This is a genomic window from Marivita sp., from assembly GCF_022763305.1.
Classification (GTDB): Bacteria; Pseudomonadota; Alphaproteobacteria; order Rhodobacterales; family Rhodobacteraceae; genus Marivita.
This window is the reverse complement of the sequence record NZ_JALEGT010000092.1, coordinates 20,950-42,458: the sequence shown is the minus strand read 5'-3', so window position 1 is coordinate 42,458 and position 21,509 is coordinate 20,950. Positions and strand designations below refer to the sequence as shown.

General features: G+C 61.8%; 26 protein-coding genes and 1 pseudogene. 13 read left to right on the top strand and 14 right to left on the bottom strand.

Annotation, left to right across the window (positions count from 1 at the left end; genetic code table 11):
• Positions 1-768: 768 nt before the first annotated feature.
• From MRY75_RS16550 to MRY75_RS16530, 5 genes are all read right to left on the bottom strand, one after another.
• A complete protein-coding gene (locus MRY75_RS16550) occupies positions 769-1,119 on the bottom strand; it encodes a hypothetical protein (protein WP_292309107.1) in 351 nt (116 codons plus the stop codon).
• Positions 1,120-1,123: 4 nt separating this feature from the next.
• Positions 1,124-1,507, bottom strand: coding sequence for a VOC family protein (locus MRY75_RS16545; RefSeq protein WP_292309106.1), 384 nt, complete (start codon positions 1,505-1,507; stop codon positions 1,124-1,126).
• Between the two features lie 142 nt (positions 1,508-1,649).
• Complete coding sequence (locus tag MRY75_RS16540) at positions 1,650-2,270, bottom strand: YdeI family protein (protein WP_292309105.1); 621 nt, start codon at positions 2,268-2,270, stop codon at positions 1,650-1,652.
• 206 nt (positions 2,271-2,476) lie between these two features.
• Complete coding sequence (locus tag MRY75_RS16535; RefSeq protein WP_292309104.1) at positions 2,477-2,944, bottom strand: VOC family protein; 468 nt, start codon at positions 2,942-2,944, stop codon at positions 2,477-2,479.
• On the bottom strand, positions 2,941-3,444 hold the full coding sequence (locus MRY75_RS16530; RefSeq protein WP_292309103.1) for a MarR family transcriptional regulator: 504 nt from the start codon (positions 3,442-3,444) through the stop codon (positions 2,941-2,943). The genes MRY75_RS16535 and MRY75_RS16530 overlap by 4 nt, the downstream gene beginning before the upstream one ends.
• Before the next feature lie 66 nt (positions 3,445-3,510).
• On the opposite strand from MRY75_RS16530, the gene MRY75_RS16525 reads away from it, so the two are divergent.
• Complete coding sequence (locus MRY75_RS16525) at positions 3,511-3,879, top strand: DUF1428 domain-containing protein (protein WP_292309102.1); 369 nt, start codon at positions 3,511-3,513, stop codon at positions 3,877-3,879.
• A 32-nt stretch (positions 3,880-3,911) separates the two neighbouring features.
• Positions 3,912-4,286 (top strand): DoxX family protein, encoded by a 375-nt coding sequence (locus tag MRY75_RS16520; RefSeq protein WP_292309101.1) that lies wholly within the window; start codon positions 3,912-3,914, stop codon positions 4,284-4,286.
• 94 nt (positions 4,287-4,380) lie between these two features.
• On the opposite strand, the gene MRY75_RS16515 is transcribed toward MRY75_RS16520, so the two are convergent.
• The gene (locus MRY75_RS16515; protein WP_292309100.1) at positions 4,381-5,307 is read right to left on the bottom strand and encodes a LysR substrate-binding domain-containing protein; all 927 of its coding nucleotides are present in this window, start codon (positions 5,305-5,307) and stop codon (positions 4,381-4,383) included.
• Between the two features lie 95 nt (positions 5,308-5,402).
• On the opposite strand from MRY75_RS16515, the gene MRY75_RS16510 reads away from it, so the two are divergent.
• The 7 genes and pseudogenes from MRY75_RS16510 (at position 5,403) to MRY75_RS16480 (ending at position 12,705) form a co-directional block, all read left to right on the top strand.
• The gene (locus tag MRY75_RS16510; RefSeq protein ID WP_292309099.1) at positions 5,403-6,380 is read left to right on the top strand and encodes an SMP-30/gluconolactonase/LRE family protein; all 978 of its coding nucleotides are present in this window, start codon (positions 5,403-5,405) and stop codon (positions 6,378-6,380) included.
• A gap of 22 nt (positions 6,381-6,402) precedes the next feature.
• On the top strand, positions 6,403-7,446 hold the full coding sequence (locus MRY75_RS16505) for a TRAP transporter substrate-binding protein (protein WP_292309098.1): 1,044 nt from the start codon (positions 6,403-6,405) through the stop codon (positions 7,444-7,446).
• A 111-nt stretch (positions 7,447-7,557) separates the two neighbouring features.
• The gene (locus tag MRY75_RS16500) at positions 7,558-8,085 is read left to right on the top strand and encodes a TRAP transporter small permease (RefSeq protein WP_292309097.1); all 528 of its coding nucleotides are present in this window, start codon (positions 7,558-7,560) and stop codon (positions 8,083-8,085) included.
• Positions 8,082-9,347, top strand: coding sequence for a TRAP transporter large permease (locus MRY75_RS16495; RefSeq protein ID WP_292309096.1), 1,266 nt, complete (start codon positions 8,082-8,084; stop codon positions 9,345-9,347). The genes MRY75_RS16500 and MRY75_RS16495 overlap by 4 nt, the downstream gene beginning before the upstream one ends.
• A gap of 12 nt (positions 9,348-9,359) precedes the next feature.
• Positions 9,360-11,051, top strand: a complete 1,692-nt coding sequence (locus tag MRY75_RS16490) for a thiamine pyrophosphate-binding protein (RefSeq protein ID WP_292309095.1) — start codon at positions 9,360-9,362, stop codon at positions 11,049-11,051.
• 8 nt (positions 11,052-11,059) lie between these two features.
• Positions 11,060-11,827: pseudogene (locus MRY75_RS16485) on the top strand (SDR family NAD(P)-dependent oxidoreductase).
• Positions 11,824-12,705 (top strand): NAD(P)-dependent oxidoreductase, encoded by an 882-nt coding sequence (locus tag MRY75_RS16480; RefSeq protein ID WP_292309094.1) that lies wholly within the window; start codon positions 11,824-11,826, stop codon positions 12,703-12,705. Before MRY75_RS16485 ends, MRY75_RS16480 begins: the two are co-directional and overlap by 4 nt.
• A gap of 124 nt (positions 12,706-12,829) precedes the next feature.
• Here the strand turns inward: MRY75_RS16480 and MRY75_RS16475 are convergent, their stop codons facing one another.
• Positions 12,830-13,486: a heparan-alpha-glucosaminide N-acetyltransferase gene (locus MRY75_RS16475; RefSeq protein WP_292309093.1), complete on the bottom strand. Its 657-nt coding sequence runs from the start codon at positions 13,484-13,486 to the stop codon at positions 12,830-12,832.
• Between MRY75_RS16475 and MRY75_RS16470 the strand changes: the two genes are divergently transcribed.
• Positions 13,485-13,607 (top strand): hypothetical protein, encoded by a 123-nt coding sequence (locus tag MRY75_RS16470; RefSeq protein ID WP_292309092.1) that lies wholly within the window; start codon positions 13,485-13,487, stop codon positions 13,605-13,607. The genes MRY75_RS16475 and MRY75_RS16470 overlap by 2 nt on opposite strands.
• A gap of 29 nt (positions 13,608-13,636) precedes the next feature.
• On the opposite strand, the gene MRY75_RS16465 is transcribed toward MRY75_RS16470, so the two are convergent.
• From MRY75_RS16465 to MRY75_RS16435, 7 genes are all read right to left on the bottom strand, one after another.
• Complete coding sequence (locus MRY75_RS16465) at positions 13,637-13,903, bottom strand: hypothetical protein (RefSeq protein WP_292309091.1); 267 nt, start codon at positions 13,901-13,903, stop codon at positions 13,637-13,639.
• A 7-nt stretch (positions 13,904-13,910) separates the two neighbouring features.
• Positions 13,911-14,210 (bottom strand): hypothetical protein, encoded by a 300-nt coding sequence (locus MRY75_RS16460; RefSeq protein WP_292309090.1) that lies wholly within the window; start codon positions 14,208-14,210, stop codon positions 13,911-13,913.
• Positions 14,211-14,379: 169 nt separating this feature from the next.
• Complete coding sequence (locus MRY75_RS16455; protein WP_292309089.1) at positions 14,380-14,727, bottom strand: hypothetical protein; 348 nt, start codon at positions 14,725-14,727, stop codon at positions 14,380-14,382.
• A gap of 45 nt (positions 14,728-14,772) precedes the next feature.
• A complete protein-coding gene (locus MRY75_RS16450; RefSeq protein ID WP_292309088.1) occupies positions 14,773-15,705 on the bottom strand; it encodes an SH3 domain-containing protein in 933 nt (310 codons plus the stop codon).
• A gap of 29 nt (positions 15,706-15,734) precedes the next feature.
• Positions 15,735-16,712 carry an META domain-containing protein gene (locus MRY75_RS16445; RefSeq protein WP_292309108.1) on the bottom strand — a complete coding sequence of 326 codons (978 nt, stop codon included), beginning with the start codon at positions 16,710-16,712 and terminating at the stop codon, positions 15,735-15,737.
• A 194-nt stretch (positions 16,713-16,906) separates the two neighbouring features.
• Entirely contained in the window at positions 16,907-17,593 is a 687-nt protein-coding gene (locus MRY75_RS16440) for a helix-turn-helix transcriptional regulator (RefSeq protein WP_292309087.1), read from the bottom strand.
• Between the two features lie 341 nt (positions 17,594-17,934).
• Positions 17,935-18,831, bottom strand: coding sequence for a LysR family transcriptional regulator (locus tag MRY75_RS16435; RefSeq protein WP_292309086.1), 897 nt, complete (start codon positions 18,829-18,831; stop codon positions 17,935-17,937).
• A 147-nt stretch (positions 18,832-18,978) separates the two neighbouring features.
• Between MRY75_RS16435 and MRY75_RS16430 the strand changes: the two genes are divergently transcribed.
• The 3 genes from MRY75_RS16430 (at position 18,979) to ygiD (ending at position 21,403) form a co-directional block, all read left to right on the top strand.
• A complete protein-coding gene (locus MRY75_RS16430) occupies positions 18,979-19,410 on the top strand; it encodes a DoxX family protein (RefSeq protein WP_292309085.1) in 432 nt (143 codons plus the stop codon).
• Between the two features lie 55 nt (positions 19,411-19,465).
• Complete coding sequence (locus MRY75_RS16425) at positions 19,466-20,497, top strand: MBL fold metallo-hydrolase (protein ID WP_292309084.1); 1,032 nt, start codon at positions 19,466-19,468, stop codon at positions 20,495-20,497.
• A gap of 75 nt (positions 20,498-20,572) precedes the next feature.
• Positions 20,573-21,403, top strand: coding sequence for a 4,5-DOPA dioxygenase extradiol (gene ygiD / locus MRY75_RS16420; protein WP_292309083.1), 831 nt, complete (start codon positions 20,573-20,575; stop codon positions 21,401-21,403).
• Positions 21,404-21,509 lie beyond the last annotated feature (106 nt).

Sequence of the window (21,509 nt, the reverse complement as noted above, 5' to 3'; positions counted from 1 at the left end):
CGATGCGGTAATACCGAATACAATCTCGTTCCAATCGGCTTCGCAAACCGAAATGCATACGACGAAGTACGAATTCACGCGATCGAAACACGAACATGAGCTGCACACGACGCTATGCAACCCATTGAAATAGAGCATGAATCTCCACCATCCATCATCGGGGCACAGGATAGGCGCGCGACCGCGGTGGCTGCGTTCAAAGTCATTCAGTGTTCTCCTCGGGGCCGCCGACATTTGGAACGCACCCGCTGTGCACACCATATGCACGCGAACGATGATCCGCCACCCTATGCCGCGCGAAGACATGTGAACGGCGGTGGTTGCGCGTGATCTCAAGTGGAGCATAGACAGCCGACCACTTGGCAGGTCTGTGCGATCCTCCACAGTCACGCTCGAACGCGAGGCTTCGCACGGGTCGCCAAGATGCAGGGCAGTGCTCAAGACACCGTTTCTTTGTGCTTGGACCGATCATCCCTTCTGCGCAGGATTGTGTTCGGGGCGTTCATGTCCGCCGGCACCTGCCACACGTGCAACCCGCCAGATGGTGTCGCCCGATCGCGGCGTGAAGCATGATCGCCGAGAGATACGGGCGACCGGAAGGATTCTGCGGCCTACCCCATATGGACAACCACCCCGAATTGGACCTTCGCTGCGACCGGCAACAAGGCTCCGGACGCGAATAACGGCGGCCTTCCCGGACAGTGCATGACCGTTTGCCTTCGGAGGTCGATCTACGCTGACAAGGCCGCTTGTTGCCTGGGGGGAATATTATGCTCGCGGTGAAGCTCTGTCGTATTGCGCGATGGCCCGCTTGGTCGCGGTGTTCCGCCAGCGGCGCTCCAGCAGTCGCTTGGCGATGTCAGGCGGCAGATGGCTCAGACGTGCCAGGACGATGTCATGGCCGTGATAGTGCGGTTCGACGAAAAAAGCTTCTGGCATCATCTCGATCAGATGGTCGCGCTCATCGACAGGCACATCGATCAGCACGAGGCTGTCGTCATCGACACGGTGCCGGGTCAGCAGGCTCTTGCGGACTTTCAGCGACGGCTCGCCGTAGGAGACGGCCTGTTCGACCTCGGGCCATTGGGTTGCGAGTTGGACGATATCCTCCCAACGCATGGTCCTAGTCCCGGTCGTCGTCTTGGGTGGAAATCCACCAGACGATGCCATTGCCGTCCGCGACGCCCCCGCGATGATCGCCGTCGCCAGAGCGTTTCAGCTCCTGCACGAGTTTCCCGCCCGCGGCGATGGCCTTCGCGAAAGTCGTCTCAACGTCAGGCACGTATACATGGATATGAGCTTCGGCTGCCTCCGGCACCTCACCCATCATGATGATCGTGTCATCTATCCGCGCCTCGGCGTGGGCGATCCCGGGCCCGTCTTTTCGTTGATGAACACGCAGTCGGGTTGCGCCGAAGACGGCTTCGACAAACGTCAAAGTCAGCTCTGCGTCCCGAACCATCAGATAGGGGCTGGCGGAGGAGTATTTTTCGGGCTTCCACGTCACGCGGGCATCCTCCAAAGCGACAAGTAAGACAGTCCCATTCGATCTTAGCAAAGAATGGCGGAGGACGCAGCCTTGCGTAGAATTGGCATATCCTATTCTTCTGCGCGGCATCGGCGGACGCACTGATCTGCGCACCTCAGGATCAACGCTCGTTCGCGCCCTTGCCGTCGATGATCTTGTCGCGAAATTTCTCGATCCGGTGGATCCGCGTTTCTGTTTTTTTCGCAGCGTTAAGGTTGATGACGTAGCTGCGCTGGCGGCCAGGCGTCAGCGCGTGGAAGGCCTCTGCAAGTTCGAAATCGGCATCCATCGCCTCCACCAGCTCTTGGGGCAATTCCAGATCGTGCTCGGCTCTTGGCGGCTTTTTCCCCTCCTCGGCATAGCGCTTCGCCTCCTCAAGATACGCGAGGATCGTCTTTTCCAGAGCCGCTACCTGCGCATTATCCGTAAAGTAGATTGAATTGGCGTGTTGCGTGTTTGGTCCCGGCTTCTTCAGGATGCCCTCCGGGTCCTTCATCAGCGCCGCGTTGAAGAACCCCAAAACGAACCTGTCCTGATATGCCCCAAGGATGGCGATGTTGCGACCTGCATGGCGATAGCAGGCTTGGCCCCACCGCACGACCTCTTCGAGATCGGCCGACAGGCAGATGTCGCGAAGCCTGGCCAGACCTGTGGCCCAGAGTTGCGCAGAACATGCTGACGTGCCGAACCTGTCGCAGCGACCGCACCCTTTGGCAAAGAAATCCTCGACATCTGTGATCATGCTCGGTCCTTTCGACGATACGGCAAGGCGAAAACCCGCTCGGTTCGGCCCGACGCTTTCACGTTTTCCACGTCGATCTTGTCGTCAGGAATCATGGGTCCTCCTCACATCGGCGGCGGGCGGGTTGCGGAAGCCCATCTGCATCCACGGGATCCACAGGTCTCGGACCAAGCCGCGCACCTAGTCGCAGGTGGTCAGAACACCGGTCATCCGCCCTGCCCGTCGAAAGCCGCTTGCATCGCTGAGATGTCGATCCTTGTCATCCCCAACATCGCCGCCTGTGCCCGGCCCGCAGCCTCCCGGTCGGGATCGGACAGCATATGCGAAAGTGCGGCGGGAACGATCTGCCAGTGGAGCCCGAAACGGTCCTGCAACCAGCCGCAGCGCCCTTCCGTTCCGCCCTCGGTCAGCGCAGCCCAAAGGCGATCCGTCTCGTCCTGATCCAGTGTCGTGACCGAGATCGAATGATCGTGCCGCGGCTCGAAAGTCTCGTTGCCGTCCATCAGCATGTAGGGTGTGCCGAGGCAGCGCCAGAGGACAATCGCCATGCCGGGGCCGATGGGCTGGACATTCTCCATATGGGTGTCCGGAAGCGTCTCGGCATAGAAGCGGGCAGCCTCCTCGGCCCCGGTCCTGAGGAATATGCAGCAGCGGGAGTTGGGTCGGTCGGTCATGGCGTCTCTCCTTTCGGGTCGGAGGCGTGAGGCGCGGCGCGGTTGGCTTCACCGAGCCGCCCGAGGCCGTCGCGCAGGTGGTCGAGATCCAGTGCGCCTTCGAGCGCGAGAAGAAGACGGTCGACCGCGTCATGTTCAGCACGCCAGACCGGCAGCGCCTGAGTCAGCAGCGCATGCCCCTTCTCGGTCAGAGCGAGCCGGCGCGCCCGCGCGTCGGTCTTGTCCGGAACGATTTCCACGAGACCTTGTCGAGTCAGAGGCTTGAGCGCCGCGGTCAGGGTCGTTCGGTCCATCGCGAGGAACGGCGCGACCTCGCCGATCGTAGGCGGCTCGGGCCGGTTCAGCGACATCATCAGCGAGAACTGGCCGTTGGTGATGCCGAAAGGCCGGAACGCGGCGTCGAACCGACGGGCGAGCGCACGCGCCGCCCGCTGCGCCCGGAAGCACAGGCAACGGTCGCGAACCTCGAGCGTGGCGGCGAAGGGCAAAACGGTGTTCATGACCTTTATGTTGATATCAACTTATATTCGTGTCAACCTGCGAGTCGTAACGGATAGGAGGTCCCCATGCCCTATATCGACGGATTCGTCGCTGCTGTACCGACCGATCGCAAAGCCGACTACATCGCGCACGCCAGAGAGGCGTGGGACCGTATCTTTGCTCCAGCCGGTGCGCTGCGCTGCACCGAGGCCTGGGGCGATGACGTGCCCGATGGAAAAGTCACGTCCTTTCCAATGGCGGTCCAATGCAAGCCTGGTGAGACAGTGGTGTTCTCCTGGATCGAATGGCCCGACAAACCGACCCGCGATGCCTGCATGGCCGCGATGGAAGCCGGTGAGGGCATGGACGCCATGGCCGAGATGCCCATGGACGGACAGCGCATGATCTTCGGCGGGTTCGACCCGGTTCTGACGTTGGAAAGCACTTCCGGTTGAGCGGTGATCTGGCTTGGGACAAGGTTGAAGCAATGGCGAAGACGGGTTGGATTCTCTCGGGCCTTTTTGCCCTGTTCATGGTCGGCGCGTCCGCGGCCCCGAAGCTTCTGGGCCTGGACGCCGCGACCAGCTCATTTGACGCTCTTGGTTGGCCGCAACGCTATGTCCTGATGATCGGCCTTCTCGAGATCGGGCTCACCCTGCTCTATCTCTACCCCGCTACCAGCCTTTTGGGCGCGGTCCTGATGACGGGTCTGCTCGGTGGCGCGATCGCGAGCCAACTGCGCGTCGAAGCCCTTCTGTTCAGCCATACGCTGTTCGGGCTCTATCTTGGGGTCACCCTGTGGGTCGGTCTCTGGCTTCGGTCACCGCGACTTCGGGATGTCTTCCCGCTGATGACCGGATGAGCGCACACACGACCCGCCCCCTGTCGGTCGACCCCACCCTGCCCCGCTGGCGCATCGCCTGCAGACTACCAATCCATCCCTCGTGTTCGCTGCGTCAGGAACCGACAAAGAGCGCCTGCGCGGCAGGCGTTGCAAAAAAGGCTCTGCAGGATTCCACGAAGGCCTGTGATCTGCGGCTGATGCGGCCACCGGACCGCGTGGCAAGCACGATGCTGGGGCTGGGATCGCTTTCGGCGAGAGGACGGCAGACGACCTTCAGCCCGCTATAGGTGACGTCGCTGGGCGGACGGATGTTGAGCAGTGCGACACCCAGACCGGCGGCTGCGGCGCTGCGGACCATTTCGAAGGATTCAAGGCGCTGGATCGGACCCGGAGACACCGCGTGCCGTTCGAAAAGCGACAGCACGTAGTTTCGTGATTGGGGCAAGTTCAGCAGCAGCAGAGGATGATTGGTGAGATCCCGCAAAGAGATCACGTCCTTTGCCGCGAGGGGGTCCGTCGCGGCAAGAACGACATGCGGGGGTGCCTTGACCAATGGCTCTGCAACGAAGTCTTCGTACAGACCGGCATCATAGGTCAGCAGGACATCGACCCGGCCATCGCGCAGCCGGTTCTGGATCGACATGATGTCGCCCTCGTTCAGATGCACCGTAAGCCCCGGATGCGCGACGCGCAGGTCCCGGATGACCTGTGGCGCAATGCTGGGCGAGATCGACGTGAAGGCACCGACATGCAGTTCTCGCTCGAGGCGGGTGTCGCTGCCGCGCAATTCTTCCGAAAACGCCGCCGTTTCATCCAGCAACCTGATCGTCCGGGCCATCGCCCGGTGGCCGGCGGCCGTGGTGGACAGACCTTTCGAGCGCTGCCGCACGAAGACCTGGATGCCGAATTCCTCTTCGAAGGCGTCGATCGCAGCGAGGATCGACGAGGTGGAGATGTTCTCGGCCTGCGCCGCGCCACTGATCGACCCATGTCGCGCAGCAGAGACCACGTAGCCGAGTTGTCGAAGTGAGGTCTTCATTTTGTAAATTTAACTCTATCAATAAATACATTATCTCGGGTTATCGATTCCCGCTAGCCTCCTTGCATCAGCAACGCCGCCGCGGAGGAGGAGCCATGGCCGGCATCGCCCGACATGACGCCAGCAGCATCGCTGCGGCACCGGAGCCGATCATCACCTGCATCTGGCAAGGACCGGCGCGGCTTGGCGAATGCCCTCTCTGGGATGCACGCCAAGACCGGCTGTTCTGGATCGACAGCCTTGCGCGGAGGATCTGGTCCGCCCGCGCCGATGGCCGGGACGCGCGGTTCTGGACGGTCCCGGATGTGATCGGCTCTATCGGACTTTGCGACGATGCGCGGTTGATCGCAGGGTTTCGTCGCGGGTTCGGACTGGTGGATCTGGGGCCGGACGGCGTGGCCGAGGTTGACTGGATCGGTGACCCGGACCCGGACCAGCAGGACACCCGCCTGAATGACGGCAAGGTAGACCGGCAGGGGCGGTTCTGGTGTGGCAGCATGAATCAGGATTTCTCGGCACCGAATGCCGCACTCTACCGGCTGGAATCGGATCTCGGCTGGAGCAAGATCGACGACGGTTTCACGGTCTCGAACGGGATCGCTTTTTCGCCCGATGACCGCACGCTGTATTTCTCGGACAGCCGCAAGGACCGATCCTATCGCTACGACCTAGACCCAATCACCGGCGCGATCTCGGCGCGCAGGCCCTTCATCGACACAAGCGTTTATGATGGGCGGATCGACGGAGCAACGGTGGATTCGCAGGGGCACTATTGGGGTGCCTTGTTCGAAGGCAACGCGGTGGCACAGTTTTCGCCGGAGGGCGCGCTATTGCGCAGGATCCCGGTGCCGACGCGCTGCCCGACCATGTGCAGCTTCGGTGGACCGGAGTTGGACGTGCTGTTCGTGACCTCGGCCACGTTCCTGTTGTCCGATGCCGACCGGGCGCAGGACAGAATGGCCGGAGGATTGTTTGCCATAGAAGGGCTGGGCGTCCGCGGTTTGGAAGAACCGCGCTTCAAGACACCCGCCCCACACATGCGCCGGGACGAACCCGGCCGGAAACCAGACTGACACAATGTCCAAGGAGGAGACCATGAAACGACTTGCATACGGATTGCTCAGCCTCGCCTGTCTGGGCGTGCTGTCCCTTTTCGGCGTTCTTGCCGCGTCATCGGCAAGTGCAGAGCCGCGCGTCACACTGACCTTTGCCCATTGCTGCCCGGCAGAACACACCTACGGGGTCTACGCCCATCAATTGGCGGAGCGCGTCGCGGCCAATTCGAACGGCGCAATCAAGATCGAGGTTCTGGATGGCGGTGTCATGGGCACCGAACAGGCCATTGCCCAGAAGGTGCAGTTGGGCACCGTGCAGATGGGCGGCATCACCTCGAACAACGTGGCCCAACTGGCCCCGTCGCTCAACGTGCTTGTTCTGCCCTATCTCAATTCGAGCCCGGACGATCTGACCGGAGATGGCGGATTGCTGCGGGCGGGACCGTTTCGCGATGAGCTGAACACACGCGTGCTCGCTGAAAGCGGCAGCCTGCGTGTTGTCGGCGGATTCACCAATTCGTTCCGCAGCCTGTTTGCAAAGGACCAGTGCATCGACAGCATCGACGATCTTCAAGGCCTCAAGATCCGTGCTCCGAAGAACCCGGTCATGACCGCCATGTGGGAAAGCTGGGGTGTCTCGACCTACCCCATCGCCTGGGGCGAGACCTTTGGCGCCATCGCGACCGGAGTTGTGGACAGCTTCGACAGTCCGACGGACGTGATCCTCGACATGGGTTTCCACGAGCACATCAAATACGTCACCGAAGCCACTTATCTGCCGCTGGCCGCAGTGGTCATCATCAACGAGCCGTTCTTTGCGGGGCTGTCCGAGGAGGACCGCGCGATCATTCTGAAATCCGCCGATGAGGTGGATGTCTCACATGCTGCATATGTGGCCGAGAACAAGGCCCGCGTCCACAAGGCGCTGACCGAGAACCACGGCGTCACCTTCTGCGAATTGCAGGACCCCGAGGTCTGGGCCGAAAAGGCACAAGGTGCATGGCCGCAGCTTTACGATCTGGTCGGAGGCGGCAAGGACTGGGTCGACATGACCATGAAGTACAAGGACACCGGCAGCTTCTGATTGCCGGCCTTCGCGACCACCACTCACGCCTGACGCTCCCGCATCCGGATCGCATGGTCCGGGCGCGGGACCTGCAAACGCCACTCAGACCCGACCCCGAGGAGTGCGCCGATGACCGGCCGCCTGTCACGCTATCTCGACCGTTTCGAACTGGTTTTTGCGAACCTGTCCCTCGCGCTGCTTGTGGTCGTGCTCGGGCTGCAGGTCTTTTTCCGATACGCGCTGCAAACCGGTCTGACCTGGAGCGAGGAAATCTCGCGCTTCGCCTTTGTCATCTTCGTCTACATCTCGGCCAGTCTTGCCGCGCAACGGGGCACCCATATCAGGGTGACGCTGTTCATCCGCTGGTTCCCGGGCGGGCGCTCGGTCGCGCTGCTGCTGGCGGACGCGATCTGGATCGTCTTCAATGCGTTTGTCGTCTGGGCCGGTATCCTGCTGTTTCTGCGGATGCTGAAATTCCCGGTCTATTCGACCGCGCTCTTCCTGCCGCTTTCGTGGCTTTACCTGATCATCCCGGTGGCCCATGCGCTGATGATCCTGCGCATCGTCCAGCGTCAATGGATGCATTGGCGGTACGGAACGCCGATCGTTGCGGACGAGGCCGGTGATGCCGTCTCAAGCGCGGAGGACGGGGCATGATCTTCATCCTTGTCTTCCTCGGCTGCCTGATGCTCGGTGTGCCAATCTTTGCCACGCTGGGCGTGCCTTCCCTGATCGAGCTTCTGACCTCGCCCATTCCGCTGGAGTCGCTGGCGCACAGCCTTTTCGATGGGGTCGACAAGTTCCCCCTGCTCGCCATTCCGAATTTCGTGCTGGCCGGCGCCATCATGAGCCGCGCCGGGATCACCCGAGACATCATCGACGTGATGCGCGCCATCGTCGGGCAGGCCTATGGCGGGCTGGCCATCGTGACAATCCTGAGTTGCATGTTCTTCGCGGCCATCTCGGGGTCGGGTCCGGGCACGGTCGCGGCCATCGGCACGCTGCTGATCCCGGCCATGAAGGACGACGGATACCCCAAGGATTTCGCGGCAGCCGTCGCCTCGTCAGGCGGAACGCTTGGCATTCTTCTGCCGCCCTCCAATCCGATGATCGTCTACGGCGTGCTAGCATCGGTTTCGATCGGCGATCTTTTCCTCGCGGGGCTGTTGCCCGGCATCCTGATGGGTGCCTTGCTGGTGGCGACAACATGGTTTCTGTCGCGCCGGAACGGGTACCGCGGGTCGGTCCGGCAATTCGACCGGCGCGAGTTCCTGACTGCGCTGTGGAACGCCAAGTTCTCGCTGGCCACACCTTTCGTCATTCTCGGCGGGATCTATGGCGGCATCTTCACGCCGGTCGAGGCGTCGGTCGTTGCCGTGGCCTATGCGCTGCTGGTCGGGGTCGTGATCAAGCGCAGCATCGGACTGACCGACATCTGGGCATCGCTGTCGGAGGCCAGCACGGTCTGCGGCGGGCTGATCGTCATTATGGGCACGGCCATCTTCTTTGGCGAGTTCCTGGCGCTGAACCTGATCCCGCAGAAAATCGCGGCGGCCCTTCTGGACATCACCAGCGACCCGATCCTGATGCTGCTGCTGATCGCGGCCATCCTGATCGTTCTCGGCACCTTTATGGAGACCCTGTCGACGGTCATCATCCTGACCCCGATCCTGTTGCCGCTGATCAAGCAGTTGGGCATCGACCCGGTTCATTTCGGCATCATCCTCGTCGTCACCTCCGAGATCGGGTTTCTCACACCACCGCTGGGCGTGAACCTATTCGTCGCCTGCGGCATATCGGGACTGACCATCGAACAGGTTTCGAAACGGGTTCTGCCCTTCATCGCCACCATTGTCGTAGGACTGCTGCTGATCCTGTTTTTCCCACAGATCAGCCTGTTCCTGCTGTCGTTCAAGTAAGGACCATCCCTCATGCTGACCAACGAAGGCGTCATCGCCACCTTTCTCGACGCGGGCATCACGCGCGGATTCACGCTTCCCGGCCTTGGTATCACCTGGTCGCTTCCCGCGTTTCACGCCCGTCGGGACGAATTCGATGTGGTGCTCGCCCGCAGTGAACAAAGCGCAAGCGTCATGGCACAGGTCGCGGGCAAGATGACCGGCAAGCCGGGGCTCTTGATGGCACAAGGCCCGTTTGCCACCTCGACCGGAGCCTTCGGCATCCTCGAGGGCTATTTCTCGTCCTCGCCGATGGTCGTTCTGACCGACACATCGTGTTATGACGGGTTTGCTCAGCATGGCGTCTACCAGACGATGACCGGTGATTACGGTGCCGCCGACGCCTTTGCCGTTCTCAAGACCATGACGAAATACGCCACCTACGCGACCACCCCGACCGAGGCCGTCTATGGCACGCAATTGGCGGTCAAACACGCAATGACGCCCCGGCAGGGTCCGGCGGCGGTGGTGATGCGCACGAATGTCATCAAGCAGGAAATGCCCGAGCATCCCCGCGCACGGCTGTACGATGTGGAGGGCCACCTGCGCTACACGCCGCCGCGCCCGGATCGCGAGGCGGTGGGCCGGATCGCCGACACGCTGGAAAACGCAGAGCACCCCGTGATCATCGTCGGCAACGGCGTCTATGCGACGCGTTGCGGGCCCACGCTCCAAGCCTATGCCGAAAGAAACGGGATCGCCATCGCGTCGAGCTATCATGGCAAGGGCACGATTGACGAGACCTGCGACGTCGCCACCGGCATGATGGGCACCTGGGGGTCTGCTGCAGCCAACCGTGCGGTGCAGGCGGCTGATGTGATCCTTGTGCTGGGATGTTCGCTTGGACCGGAATACACGCGTTTCCGCGACGAAAAGATGATCCGGCCGGGCGAGCAGACCATCATCCAGGTCGATCACGATCCGCTCAATGCCGGTTGGGTCGTGCCCGTCGATCAGGCCGTGACGGGCGATGTGGGCGAGGTCGCGACCCTTCTGAACAACACGCGGCCCCATGACGCGGCGCTGGTCGCGAAACGCAAAGAGGCCATTGCACGCATCAAGACCGAGAACGATTATGGCGTGCTGCCGGTGTTCCCCACCCGCCCCGGCACCATGCATTACGCCGACATCATGCGCGGATTGCAGGGCTTCCTGACCGGGAATGACCTTCTGACACTCGACGCGGGCACAAACCGGATCTGGGCCACCACGCGCCTGCCCTTGCGCCACCCCAACCAGCTCATTGCACCGGGCGGCATCGGCGGCATGGGCTGGTCGACACCGGCGGCAACGGGTGCCAAGGTCGTTGCCCCCGACAAGCGCGTGACAGGCGTTATCGGCGACGGCGGTTTCGTCATGACGATGGATGCCATCGCCACCGCAGCCGAACGCGGGCTGGATGTGGTCTATGTGGTGGCAAACAATGCAGGCCTCGGCATGGTGCGCGACAATCTGGGCAACCAGAAGATCGCGGTGGATTTCCTCGACCACGATTTCGCCAAGGTGGCCGAGGGGCTGGGCGGCAAGGGCCTGACGATCACGGAGGGTGATCAGATGGGCGATGCGCTGCGCGAGGCGCATGCGATGGGTGGCCCGGTTGTGATCGACGCCAAGGTCGATCCGGCGGCCAGTCACCGGGACTGTTCGGACTACGCAACGTTGTGAGGGACCAGATGCGCCGTTTCGAAAACCGCACCGCCCTGATCTCTGCCGCTGCGGACGGGCTGGGCCTTGCCATGGCCGAGCGCCTTTCGGCCGAAGGCGCCACGGTCGTAGTGCTCGACAAGAACGCCGAGGCCATCGCCATAGCGCAAGACAGGCCCGGAGCGGCCGGCATCCGGTTCGAAGGTGTCGACCTGATGGACGCAGACGAGATCCGCGCCGTTGTGGCACACCTGTCGGACGACGGTCTGCGCTTCGACACGCTGGTCAACAACGCAGGCGGGTCGCTGCACACGCCCCGGCCATTCCTCGAAGAAACAGACACGCACTGGGAGACGGTCATGGCGCTCAACGTGACCGCCGCCGTGCGCCTGACACGGGCCGTGCTGCCGCACATGCTGGAACGGGGGTTTGGCCGGATCATCAACCTCGGGTCCAAGGCGGGACGCTAAGGAAGTCTGTTCACCGGCGCGAACTACGTCGCGGCCAAGGGCGCGGTGCAATCCATGACGCTGCAACTGGCACAGGAATTCGGCCCGCATGGCATCACCTGCAACGCCGTCTGCCCCGGCGCGATCCTGACGCCCCGGGTGGACCGGCTGCTGTCGGAACGCATGACACAGGCAGAACGCGACGCGGCGCTGGCGCAGATCCCGATGCGCCGTAATGGCCGAGTCGAGGATGTCGCGGCGGCGGTGGCCTTTCTCGCATCCGAGGAAGCGGGTTTCATCACCGGCCAATTGCTCGACGTGAACGGCGGTCAGGGGATGTGTTCATGAGCGGGATCGGCCCAGTCCTTGTTACCGGCGGCGGCGGCTTTCTTGGTCGTGCGCTGACGGCCCGGCTGCTTGATGCCGGGGAAACCGTCGTCACACTTGACTTGAAAGCGGCCCAAGGCGACGCCCGCGCCACACATCTTGCGGGGGACATTCGCGACTCCGCCGCCGTGACCACCATCGCCGAGACCCACGCGATCCGCGCCATCGTCCATCTGGCGGCTTTGGTGATCCCCGCCTGCCGCGACACTCCGGCCCTGGGGGCGGAGGTCAACGTGATCGGTCATCTCAACATGCTCGACGTTGCGCGGCGGCTGGGCATCGGCAGGTTCCTTTACACAAGTTCCATCGCCGCCCGCCCCCGCCCGCCGCATGACGGTCCGCACAATCTCTACGGCGTCTGGAAACGCGCCTGCGAGGAGGCGTCCAAGGTTTATTTCCTCGACCACGGTCTGCCATCGGTCGGCCTGCGCCCGAATGTCGTCTATGGCCCCGGTCGCGAGGTCGGAGAGACAGCAGCCATCACCCTTGCGATCAAGGCCGCTGCAGAAGGTCATCCCTACACGATGCCATTTGCCAGCCGCATGTGTTTTCAGCATGTGGACGAAGTGACGGAGATCATGATGCGTTGCCTGCACGCCACGCCGGATGGCCCAGTCGTCAGCGACCTGACAACGCAGGTAGAAAGCACCGATGACGTGATCGCCGCGATCCTCGCCCTTGCGCCGGACGCGAGGATCACCCCATCGAAGACCCTGCGCCCGTCCCCACCCGAACTGGACAACGGACCACTGCTGCGGCTGATCGGGACCTGGCCCGGGGTCAGCCTTGCCGAGGGTGTCCGCAGAACTTTCGACCACTATCAGGCGCGCTTGGGCTGAACACCGATGCGCCACGCTCAGGCGGCAAAGGACAGGCGGACTTTGGTGTTCTCCATTTTTCGGACACGTCCGTTCAGGATCGGAGCCGCCTTGCGCGGCGGACCATGTTTGAGGCGGGTACACACTACCATGCCGGGAGCTTCGTGAAGAGCCATATGCTTCCCAGCAAGAGCGGCTGATGGAGAAGATACACCGCCAGACTGTGTCGTCCGGGCCAAGACATTGATGCGATCAAGGTTCGAGGCGCCCCGCGAACATCAAGCTTGGCCAGCGGGATCAGTTTCGCAGCGGCCATGCCTGCGACAAAACCGGAAAACCAGGGGACCAGCGGCAGAAAATCAAGCGAGGGCCGGATAGATGTGCTCAGTCCGGTCCATGCCAGCCAGGGCGTATGAAAAAGGTCCGGGACGGTGCTTTGCATGAGCAGGATCAGTCCTGCCAAAACCAGCAGAACCAGACCCGGTAAATGCAGCAGCACGACGCCGAGGATACTGGATACGGCGATCAGGTGGAGAATACCGAAATAAACAAACCGGTCCGGAAACGCGATATATGTCGCGACACTGACCAATGCCGCAGCCAACGTGATTTGAAAAACGCGCCGCGCCCAAGCTTGCCAACGCATGTCCGCGCCATGCGCCAACACAAAACTGATCCCCGAAAGGACTATGAACGTGCCCGCGATCCATCGTGCGGACAAAGCCCAGCCACCGCGCAAGGTGGTCCCGGCGTCGATATACCCGAAGATTTCCAGGTCGCGCGCGAAGTGAAAGACGATCATGGCCAGAAGCGCAATCGTGCGGGCCAAATCCAGCCAGACCAAGCGTGCTCGGGGATACGCCAAGGCCTCGGGACCGGAACGCTGCGCCTTGACGGAGATCGTCATGTCATACGTGCCTTGAAGATCTCGATGGTGATCGGCACGGGCTTGTCATGACTTCCTGCCGATCAGTCGGCATAGAGTTCCGAGGATGATCAGATTCAGCACAGGTGCAAAAGCTGCGGCCCACGGTTTCAAAGTCTCGCTCAGCCCATCGAGCCAGAATATCCATGGCACGCCAATCGGGATCAGGAAAACGGCTGACAAGGGGTCACGCTCCTGACCGAAAAGCCCGAAGGTTCCGATCAGGAGCAACGCCAGCGCCCCGAGGTAATAGGCCCAGGCGATCCGAACGATCCATCTGCACGCGGACGCCATTCAAGGCTCAGTTGGCGAACTGCGGAAAGGCGGTATAGCTGCCGTCATCTTCGATCCGGCAACCATAGCTCGCCTCGTTGACACTCATGCCCACAAAAACCCGATTGTCCGGCCCGGCGGTGATCGGCGCGCGTGTGTTGATGCTGGCATCGGGTTGGCCAACGCGGATTTGCCGGATGCATTCGTCAACCATACCCGGCGGAGCGACGACCCCGCTCGGAGTACTGCCGGACCCGGTTGTTTCGACACACCCAACGAGACCGCCCAGCGCCACAACGCCGATCGTAGCTTGGAACATCGTCTTCATTCTGTCCCTTTCTTTTCTTTAGACCCTTTGATGAAACCCCGTCCCTTGGCCGAAGGCGCTCACATCAAACGCCGCTGCTTGCGCGGCGGTATCGACCCTCTTGGGTCAGCAGTCTGCATTGCCCCCGCGCACAGCAGTGCGGCGCGGGGGATTGCTCAAACCGACAAGATCAAAGCGACCCTTCGCTTCCCATGAACATCGTCGACGGGTTGCTTCCGTCATCCCCGACCAGACAGCGCCACGGCGCACCGTTTGCCCCGACGCGCATGTAGACCACACTGTTGGCCTGCGAAAACTCTGAGCCGACCACGCGCACACCGCCGGTTGTCTGCGACGTCAGCAGAGTGAGGCACGCATTGGTTGCAGCATCGCTCGCTCCGAAACTACCTTCGATGAAGGGCAGACCGCCAGCCGCCGGGGCCATCTGGGCACTTGAGGAGCCCCCTGATGTTTCCACGCATGCGGTCAAAGCTGCCAGCGCGCTCAAGCCTCCGATGAGTTTCATAGGGTTCAGCATGGTATCCCTCTCCTTTGCTGTTTTGGGTTTTTGAATGACCGCGCGTCAGTTGATCCCGAAGATCACGTTGTAAGACTGCGCGCCGTTCGACGTGTTGTAGACCTCGATGATATGGTCGCCGGACTGCCAAAGCTGGCCGCGGTATTCCTGGTTGGAACTCATCTCGTCCAGCAGGACGGACCCATCGGGATTGTAGATCACATAGGTCATGCCCGTCCCGTTTGCGGCAAGGCGGAAATAGAGAAACTGTCCATTGCGCGCCCTGAGCAAGTAGCGACGAGAGGTCCCGGGATCGAGGCTGTCGGTGAACTCCGTACCGCTGGCTCCACGAGGGAATTTGACCCGTTCGACGGTATGACTGGCCATTCCGCCCCCCTGCACCACCGGTGTCGCGCGGGCGCCACGGACCGGGCCGCTCGTTTCGGACAGGAAGTCCGCAGCCGCCCAGCCGGACGCGTCTCCGTCCGCGATGTGACACCATGTACGCCCTTCGCTTTGGCGACAGCCAAGGTTCTGAACGACGGTGCCACTGGGCAATTTCCCGACAACCGAGGCTGAGGATGATGGCGAAGACCGCACATTGAGACGGCCGTTTACACTGATCGAGAAGAAGTCCGGCCCGTCGGCACCGGCCGTCGTATCGGACGGACCCGAGGCAGACCCCTGAGACACAATCGTGCAGAAGCCACCCGCGTTGCCCGGCGGATTGTATCCCACGAGCAAGTTGCTCCCGTCTTCATCCGTGCTGATGGGGAAATCAATGCCCCCTGCCGTCGCTTCGAAATAGTTGCGGTTGTACATGCGCACGCTCGCAGGGGTTCCGTTCACGCGCACGTTCCCGGCGGGATCCCATGTCACCGTGATCCCTGTCGGGCATTGCGCGGTGAATGGCGGGATCTCGGCATATGCCGCTGACCCGAATGTTGCTGCAAAAATGGCAAGTGATGGAAGCAGTCTGGATTGGGTCATCTTGCTCATGTCCTTGTGCAAATGAAGCGCTGTTGTGGTTAACCGCCTAAGAGGACGGCATCGGGAATCTCGTATCGTTCGTCATCAACAGTGATCTTGGTCAGATCGCCGTCACGTGTTGCGCTGCTGTCAAAGCCACCCCCCGCCTGACTTGTGTCTGCGCTGACAAACGCGCCTTCCGTGAAGAACAGGATGCGGGTGATGCCATCAGGCCTCGTCACGACGACCGTGGCAGAGCCTCCTGCGTCACGGGCAACCCCCATGGCGCAGCGAGTCATCGGCGCACCGACGCCTTGCGCACAGGGAACTTGCCCTGTCGCATCGAACACACCCTGCCCCGCCCTGAGTGCTGACCCCGAGGTTTCAAGACCGGCGCGCTCTGCCCAGCCGCTTAATGTGCCGTCAAGTGTTGCGACCCGGCACCATGCACCGTCGCAGCCTTCGTTTCGCAGAACCTGCCCCATGAATGCCACCCCCAGAACGTCAGAGGATGCGTCAGGTGCGGCGCGCACTGGCATGTCTTCGGACAGGCCAAACGGGTTCACGTAAGGCGGTTCTCCCCTTGGGCGGTCGAGACCGGCATGGGGCTGGGGCAAGGGGCTCAAGGGGGTGTCTGCAAGTGCGACAAGATCGAGGACCGCGTCGCCCTTGCTCAGGCGCAGGATGTCACGCAGTGGATCGTAGGTGGCTTCGATCCACCCTTCGAACAAGGCGATCATCGAGTCTTCCTGCTGACTCAATCCGTCGCCCGGACAGGCCATGCGCGTGGACGCAACCGGCCTGCTGACAAGCAATGCGCCGTCCTGAAATTGCGCCTCCCCACTGAAACGGTTGCAGCCCGTGGACCCGTTAAAGCGTCCATCCGTTTGAAATGAGAGCGTCGGGCCGTTGAGGGACGGCGCTCCATTGACGCGCGTGACCTGCCATTCGCTCGAATGCGCAACCGTCGAGAGCAGTGTCGCAAGACCAAAAACAGCAAGGCCTCTCGGTCTGTGTTCCGTCAACCATTGCCCCATGGGGCAGAGCAGCGTTGAGAGTGACATCGTGCGAAAACCAGTTTGCGTCAGCCAAGTTTGCGTCACTCGGAAAAAGCGGCATGAGGGCATGTCGCTGGCACAACCACATCACGACTATTCACAACCCCTGCAAGAAAACAAAGGGCGGAAATATGCGTTTGACAGGGATTGCTTCAGACTGATGATCGCGCGCCTTATCCTGCGTGTTGCCTCGGGCCATGAACGGCCAGGATTGCGTCGTCTGCGTTGGGACCGCGGAAGAGGACGTTGACCGAGCCGGGATCATCACGGGGAACAGCCTCGATCAACTCGATGACATCGCCATCCGTCTTTGGAAGATCGAAATAGGCGGTGACATAATTCAAGATCGCGACCACCTCCCCGGCCTGAAACACCGCCTCGTAGACTGTCGAGTGTCCCTTGCCTTTATGGTTTCGAACAAATCGGAAAAAGATGGTCTCTCCGCGCAATAGTCCGGACGCCTGCAATGCTGTTTCCAGATGGGTCAGATTTTCCCTTAGAACAAATTGATCAAGGGACTTACCAAGCAAGGACTCCGGGTTGTAACCACGGTCGATAAAGTGACGCCGGGCAGAGGCCGACATCTCGATCAGCCGCAGTCTTGCGTCCAGAAGGGTGGACGGAAGGAGGTCTTGCCGAACAAAGGCTTTGGCCCGTGCCAATGCCACGTGCTCATCTTGCGCAATCAGAAGCTCTTCCAGTAAGACCTGCCGCGCCGGGCGAGGCGTCTCGACCCCGCGTTCCCAACGGCTGATGGTGCCTTGATCGACTTTCATCACTTCAGCCAGTGCCTTTTGGGTCAGCCCCAAACGCCTGCGGATCGATCTGATCTTGTGGCCTTCGATAACGCGTCTTCCCATTCGAAACTGATGCAGTCCCGAAGACTGTAGCCGTCCAATGTATTTTTGCTCAAATTGTTTTATTGAACTCCGTAAGGTGCCGATAACTCTATCGCCTCGGTTTCAGAACGTGTTCATCCACGCTCGACTGAAAAAACAGTGCTCATGCTTGCCCCATGTCGCTCGGACTTGCCCCATATCGACCACTGGCCCTCACGAGGCTTTTGCCGGAGCTCTCTGCAGCGATTGGGCAAGAGATTCTGGCCTTGGGTCTTAGTTGGGCATCGCTGGACAAGTTGCCCATCCACCGTCACCGACGACAGCCTCATGAGCAATGCCTTGTGGTGCAACCACGCCCGGCATCACAACACTCCGGCAGTTCGGATGTCCTTTACCGCGAAGTCGATCAACGCCCGCAGCTTGCGCGGCAGGGTCCGGCCTTCGAGATAGACGGCGTTGATCGCACTTGGGGGCGATCCGACATCGCCGAACAGCCGGACAAGCTGACCCGTCTCCAGGGCCTGTCCAAGCGCAAAGCGGGGCACAAGGGCGATCCCCAGCCCTGCGCAGGCCAGATCCGTGGCGGCCTGTGCGGAATTGACCTGATAGCGCCCCTGAACCGTGACGGTTTTTTCCTCCGCACCGATCTCGAACACCCAGCGGCGGGGCGCTTTCCGGTTGGTATCGATGATGCAGTCGAAGCTTTCCAGTGCATCAGGGTCCGAGGGCGTGCCGTATTCAGCAAGATAGCCAGGACTGGCCACGGCAATCGACCGGACTTCACCCAGCTTGCGCGCTTTCAGCGAAAGCATCTCCGACGTGCCGATCCGGAATGCCATGTCGACACCTTCGCGTGCGAGGTCCGAAAACCCATCGGTCAGACGCAGGTCGAAACTCAGGCCCGGGTGCAGCGCGCCGAACCGCGCGACAAGGCCGCTGACATAGGTTTCGCCAAAGGTCACGGGGGCGGAGATGCGGATCATCCCGGACAAGCCCTTTGACCCCTCGGCAATGTCTTCCAGAAGACCGTCGAGTTCATCGAGCACGGCAGGCACCCTTGACAGCAGCTCTTCTCCTGCCGGTGTGAGGCCCACGCGTCGCGTTGTGCGCTGCAGCAGACGCACCCCCAACCGCGCCTCAAGCTCGGCAACGTATTTCGAGGTGAGCCGATTGGACACGCCAAGCTGTTGCGCGGCAGCAGTGAAGGACCCGGTCTGGGCGGTGGCGACAAAAGCCTTCAGTTCGTCAGTGATGTCCATGGCATTATTCGGAATGAATTGTGGTAAGTCTTACGTCATATCTACTATTTTGTTGATTATTAGCAAGTCCTAGATTGCGGTCACACACAACACGGCCGCGCCAAGACCGAAGGATCGGCGCGCCTCTCCAAACCAAGGACCGATGACATGACACGGACTGCCACTACTTCCTCTGCCGATTACGCCGCCGCGCTGCTGCGCATCTCTTCCGGCGCGCTCTTCCTCGCCCACGGGCTGCTCAAGGTGAATGTCTTCACCGTTGCCGGCACGGTGGGCTTCTTCGAAAGCCTCGGCCTGCCGGGCTTTCTTGCCTATCTGACCATCGCGGCCGAGATCGGCGGCGGGCTGGCGCTGATTGCGGGCGTTGCCGTGCGGCTGGTCTCGCTGGCGCTGATCCCCGTCCTGCTGGGCGCGACCTGGGTGCACACCGCAAACGGCTGGCTCTTCTCGAGTGAGGGCGGCGGCTGGGAGTTCCCTCTGTTCTGGGCCGTGGCGCAGATCGCCATCGCGCTTCTGGGCGCCGGAGCCTTTGCCCTGCGTATCCCCGTCCTCAACCGCGCCCTTGGCCAGTTCGCCTGAACCTGCCCCTCAGCAAAAACGTACATCCCGTTACGTCCAGACAAGGACCATCCCAATGCTCAAGACCCTGACCTCCGCCATCGCGCTTGGTATCGCCCTCTCCGGCCCAGCCACCGCGCAGGCCATCGCCGAGGCCCCCTCGACCGTCAACGCCACCTATGTCGCCGAATCCGCCACCCAGGCGCTGGCCCCGGGCGAGAAGATCGAGACCCTCTTCACCAAGAACCTCACGCAGGACTACATCCTGCAGAAACTGACCGACCGCGTGTATTTCTTCCAGAGACAATTCTACGGCACCCTGTTCTATGTCGGTGACGAGGGTGTGCTGGTGTTCGACGCGCTCGAAGGCCGCAGTGCGGCACTCGAGGCGGCCATCGACGAGGTGACCGACCTGCCGATCACCGCGATCCTCTACAGTCACAATCACGCCGACCACATCGCCGGCGCGGCAGACCTGATCGCGGCCAATCCGGGCGTGCGGGTGATCGCCACACACGCTACTGTCGAGCTGATGGATCGTCTGGGCTCCGGCCTGCCGCGCCCAACCGAGGTCTTGGCCGAGGATGCCGAGAGCTTTAGCTTCGAAGGGCTCACCGTGCGCGTCGCGGCGTTTGGATCGGACGCGCATGCCCATGACCATGCCGCCTATGTTCTGGAAGGCACCGGCGTGGTGCATGTGCCGGACGTGATCAACCCGGATCAACCGCCGTTCTGGTCTTTTGCCGGGGCCGAAGGCTACCTCGGCTACCGCGATCTGATCGACCAGATCGACGCGCTGGACTGGGAGTATCTTTCGGGCGGACACGGCAATGTAGGCTCGCGGGACGACATCGCGTTCTATCGCCAATTCCTGGGTGACCTCGAAGCCGCGGTGGGCGAAGCTCTGGGCAATGTGCCCTGGGGTGCAGGCGTTGCCGATCCGGCCAGCCTGAACGGCCACACCGCGTATCTTTCCGGGTGGATCTCGGAAATCGGCAAATACGCCACCGACAGACTGCGTCCGCGCTATGGTGAGTATTATGGTTTCGAGTATTCCACACCCAAGAACGCTGAATTGGTCGGGATGTACATGTTCTCCTACCGCTGACTTTGTGGCACGTCGGGCTCTGCGCCCGGCGTGCTTCTCCTCCGCTGGATATCCTGCCGAAGAAAGGCCAAACCCATGTCCGCCACCCGCACGCTTGAAGACCTGAAAGCCACTCTTTCCCCCTCTGACCGGATGCCACTGGTCTTTCTTGGCCACGGCAGCCCGATGAACGCCATCGAAGACACAGCCTACAGCCGCGCCTGGACCACGCTGGGCCAGACCCTGCCGAGCCCCAAGGCGATCCTCGTTGTCTCGGCCCATTGGATGACCCGGGGGACCACGCTGGTGGATGTCTCGGCCATGCCCAAGACGATCCACGATTTCTACGGCTTCCCCGATGCGCTGTTCGCCCAGAAATATCCGGCTCCCGGCAATCCGGGCCTGGCGCGCGAGGTGGTCAGCCTGCTGGCCAGCCACCACGCCGAAGAAGACGACACATGGGGTCTCGATCACGGCGCCTGGACGGTGCTGAAGTTCCTCTATCCCGACGCCGACGTACCGGTGTTCCAGGTCTCGATCGACATGTCCAAGGATCTGGACTACCAGCTCGAGATCGGGAAGGCGCTGTCGGAGCTGCGCAATCGCGGCGTGCTGATCCTCGGATCGGGCAACGTGGTGCACAACCTGCGCGCCGTGCAATGGGGCGCAGGTGCCCGCCCGCATGACTTCGCGCTGGAGTTCGACAGCCTCTTCGCCGACAAGCTGGACGCCCGCGATTTCGGAGCGCTAGCGAACCGTGACGGCCTTGGTTCGTTGCTGGACATCGCCCACCCGTCGGTTGATCACTACCTGCCCGCGCTGACCATCGCGGGGGCCTCTGATGCGGGGGACGATCTGACCTTCATGACGGATGCTATTGACCTCGGTTCGATCTCGATGCGCTCCTACGTCTTTCACGCCCGTTAGGGTCATGGCCACACGATCGCAGGCATGGGCGCAGGCGTGGGCGATCTTTTCGGAGCAGCGTGATCGGGCGCAAGGAACCAGACCCAGTTCCGCGGCATCGTTCATG

Coding starts and splice junctions, on each gene's coding strand:
- MRY75_RS16440 (WP_292309087.1), bottom strand. CDS start 17,593: ATGGGAAGACGCGTTATCGAAGGCCACAAGATCAGATCGATCCGCAGG.
- MRY75_RS16465 (WP_292309091.1), bottom strand. CDS start 13,903: ATGGCGTCCGCGTGCAGATGGATCGTTCGGATCGCCTGGGCCTATTAC.
- MRY75_RS16450 (WP_292309088.1), bottom strand. CDS start 15,705: ATGAGCAAGATGACCCAATCCAGACTGCTTCCATCACTTGCCATTTTT.
- MRY75_RS16520 (WP_292309101.1), top strand. CDS start 3,912: ATGGCGAAGACGGGTTGGATTCTCTCGGGCCTTTTTGCCCTGTTCATG.
- MRY75_RS16535 (WP_292309104.1), bottom strand. CDS start 2,944: ATGACCGACCGACCCAACTCCCGCTGCTGCATATTCCTCAGGACCGGG.
- MRY75_RS16530 (WP_292309103.1), bottom strand. CDS start 3,444: ATGAACACCGTTTTGCCCTTCGCCGCCACGCTCGAGGTTCGCGACCGT.
- MRY75_RS16510 (WP_292309099.1), top strand. CDS start 5,403: ATGGCCGGCATCGCCCGACATGACGCCAGCAGCATCGCTGCGGCACCG.
- MRY75_RS16515 (WP_292309100.1), bottom strand. CDS start 5,307: ATGAAGACCTCACTTCGACAACTCGGCTACGTGGTCTCTGCTGCGCGA.
- MRY75_RS16525 (WP_292309102.1), top strand. CDS start 3,511: ATGCCCTATATCGACGGATTCGTCGCTGCTGTACCGACCGATCGCAAA.
- MRY75_RS16480 (WP_292309094.1), top strand. CDS start 11,824: ATGAGCGGGATCGGCCCAGTCCTTGTTACCGGCGGCGGCGGCTTTCTT.
- MRY75_RS16435 (WP_292309086.1), bottom strand. CDS start 18,831: ATGGACATCACTGACGAACTGAAGGCTTTTGTCGCCACCGCCCAGACC.
- MRY75_RS16445 (WP_292309108.1), bottom strand. CDS start 16,712: ATGGGGCAATGGTTGACGGAACACAGACCGAGAGGCCTTGCTGTTTTT.
- MRY75_RS16550 (WP_292309107.1), bottom strand. CDS start 1,119: ATGCGTTGGGAGGATATCGTCCAACTCGCAACCCAATGGCCCGAGGTC.
- MRY75_RS16505 (WP_292309098.1), top strand. CDS start 6,403: ATGAAACGACTTGCATACGGATTGCTCAGCCTCGCCTGTCTGGGCGTG.
- MRY75_RS16470 (WP_292309092.1), top strand. CDS start 13,485: ATGGCCAGAAGCGCAATCGTGCGGGCCAAATCCAGCCAGACCAAGCGT.
- MRY75_RS16425 (WP_292309084.1), top strand. CDS start 19,466: ATGCTCAAGACCCTGACCTCCGCCATCGCGCTTGGTATCGCCCTCTCC.
- MRY75_RS16540 (WP_292309105.1), bottom strand. CDS start 2,270: ATGATCACAGATGTCGAGGATTTCTTTGCCAAAGGGTGCGGTCGCTGC.
- MRY75_RS16430 (WP_292309085.1), top strand. CDS start 18,979: ATGACACGGACTGCCACTACTTCCTCTGCCGATTACGCCGCCGCGCTG.
- MRY75_RS16490 (WP_292309095.1), top strand. CDS start 9,360: ATGCTGACCAACGAAGGCGTCATCGCCACCTTTCTCGACGCGGGCATC.
- MRY75_RS16460 (WP_292309090.1), bottom strand. CDS start 14,210: ATGAAGACGATGTTCCAAGCTACGATCGGCGTTGTGGCGCTGGGCGGT.
- MRY75_RS16500 (WP_292309097.1), top strand. CDS start 7,558: ATGACCGGCCGCCTGTCACGCTATCTCGACCGTTTCGAACTGGTTTTT.
- MRY75_RS16495 (WP_292309096.1), top strand. CDS start 8,082: ATGATCTTCATCCTTGTCTTCCTCGGCTGCCTGATGCTCGGTGTGCCA.
- MRY75_RS16455 (WP_292309089.1), bottom strand. CDS start 14,727: ATGCTGAACCCTATGAAACTCATCGGAGGCTTGAGCGCGCTGGCAGCT.
- MRY75_RS16475 (WP_292309093.1), bottom strand. CDS start 13,486: ATGATCGTCTTTCACTTCGCGCGCGACCTGGAAATCTTCGGGTATATC.
- ygiD (WP_292309083.1), top strand. CDS start 20,573: ATGTCCGCCACCCGCACGCTTGAAGACCTGAAAGCCACTCTTTCCCCC.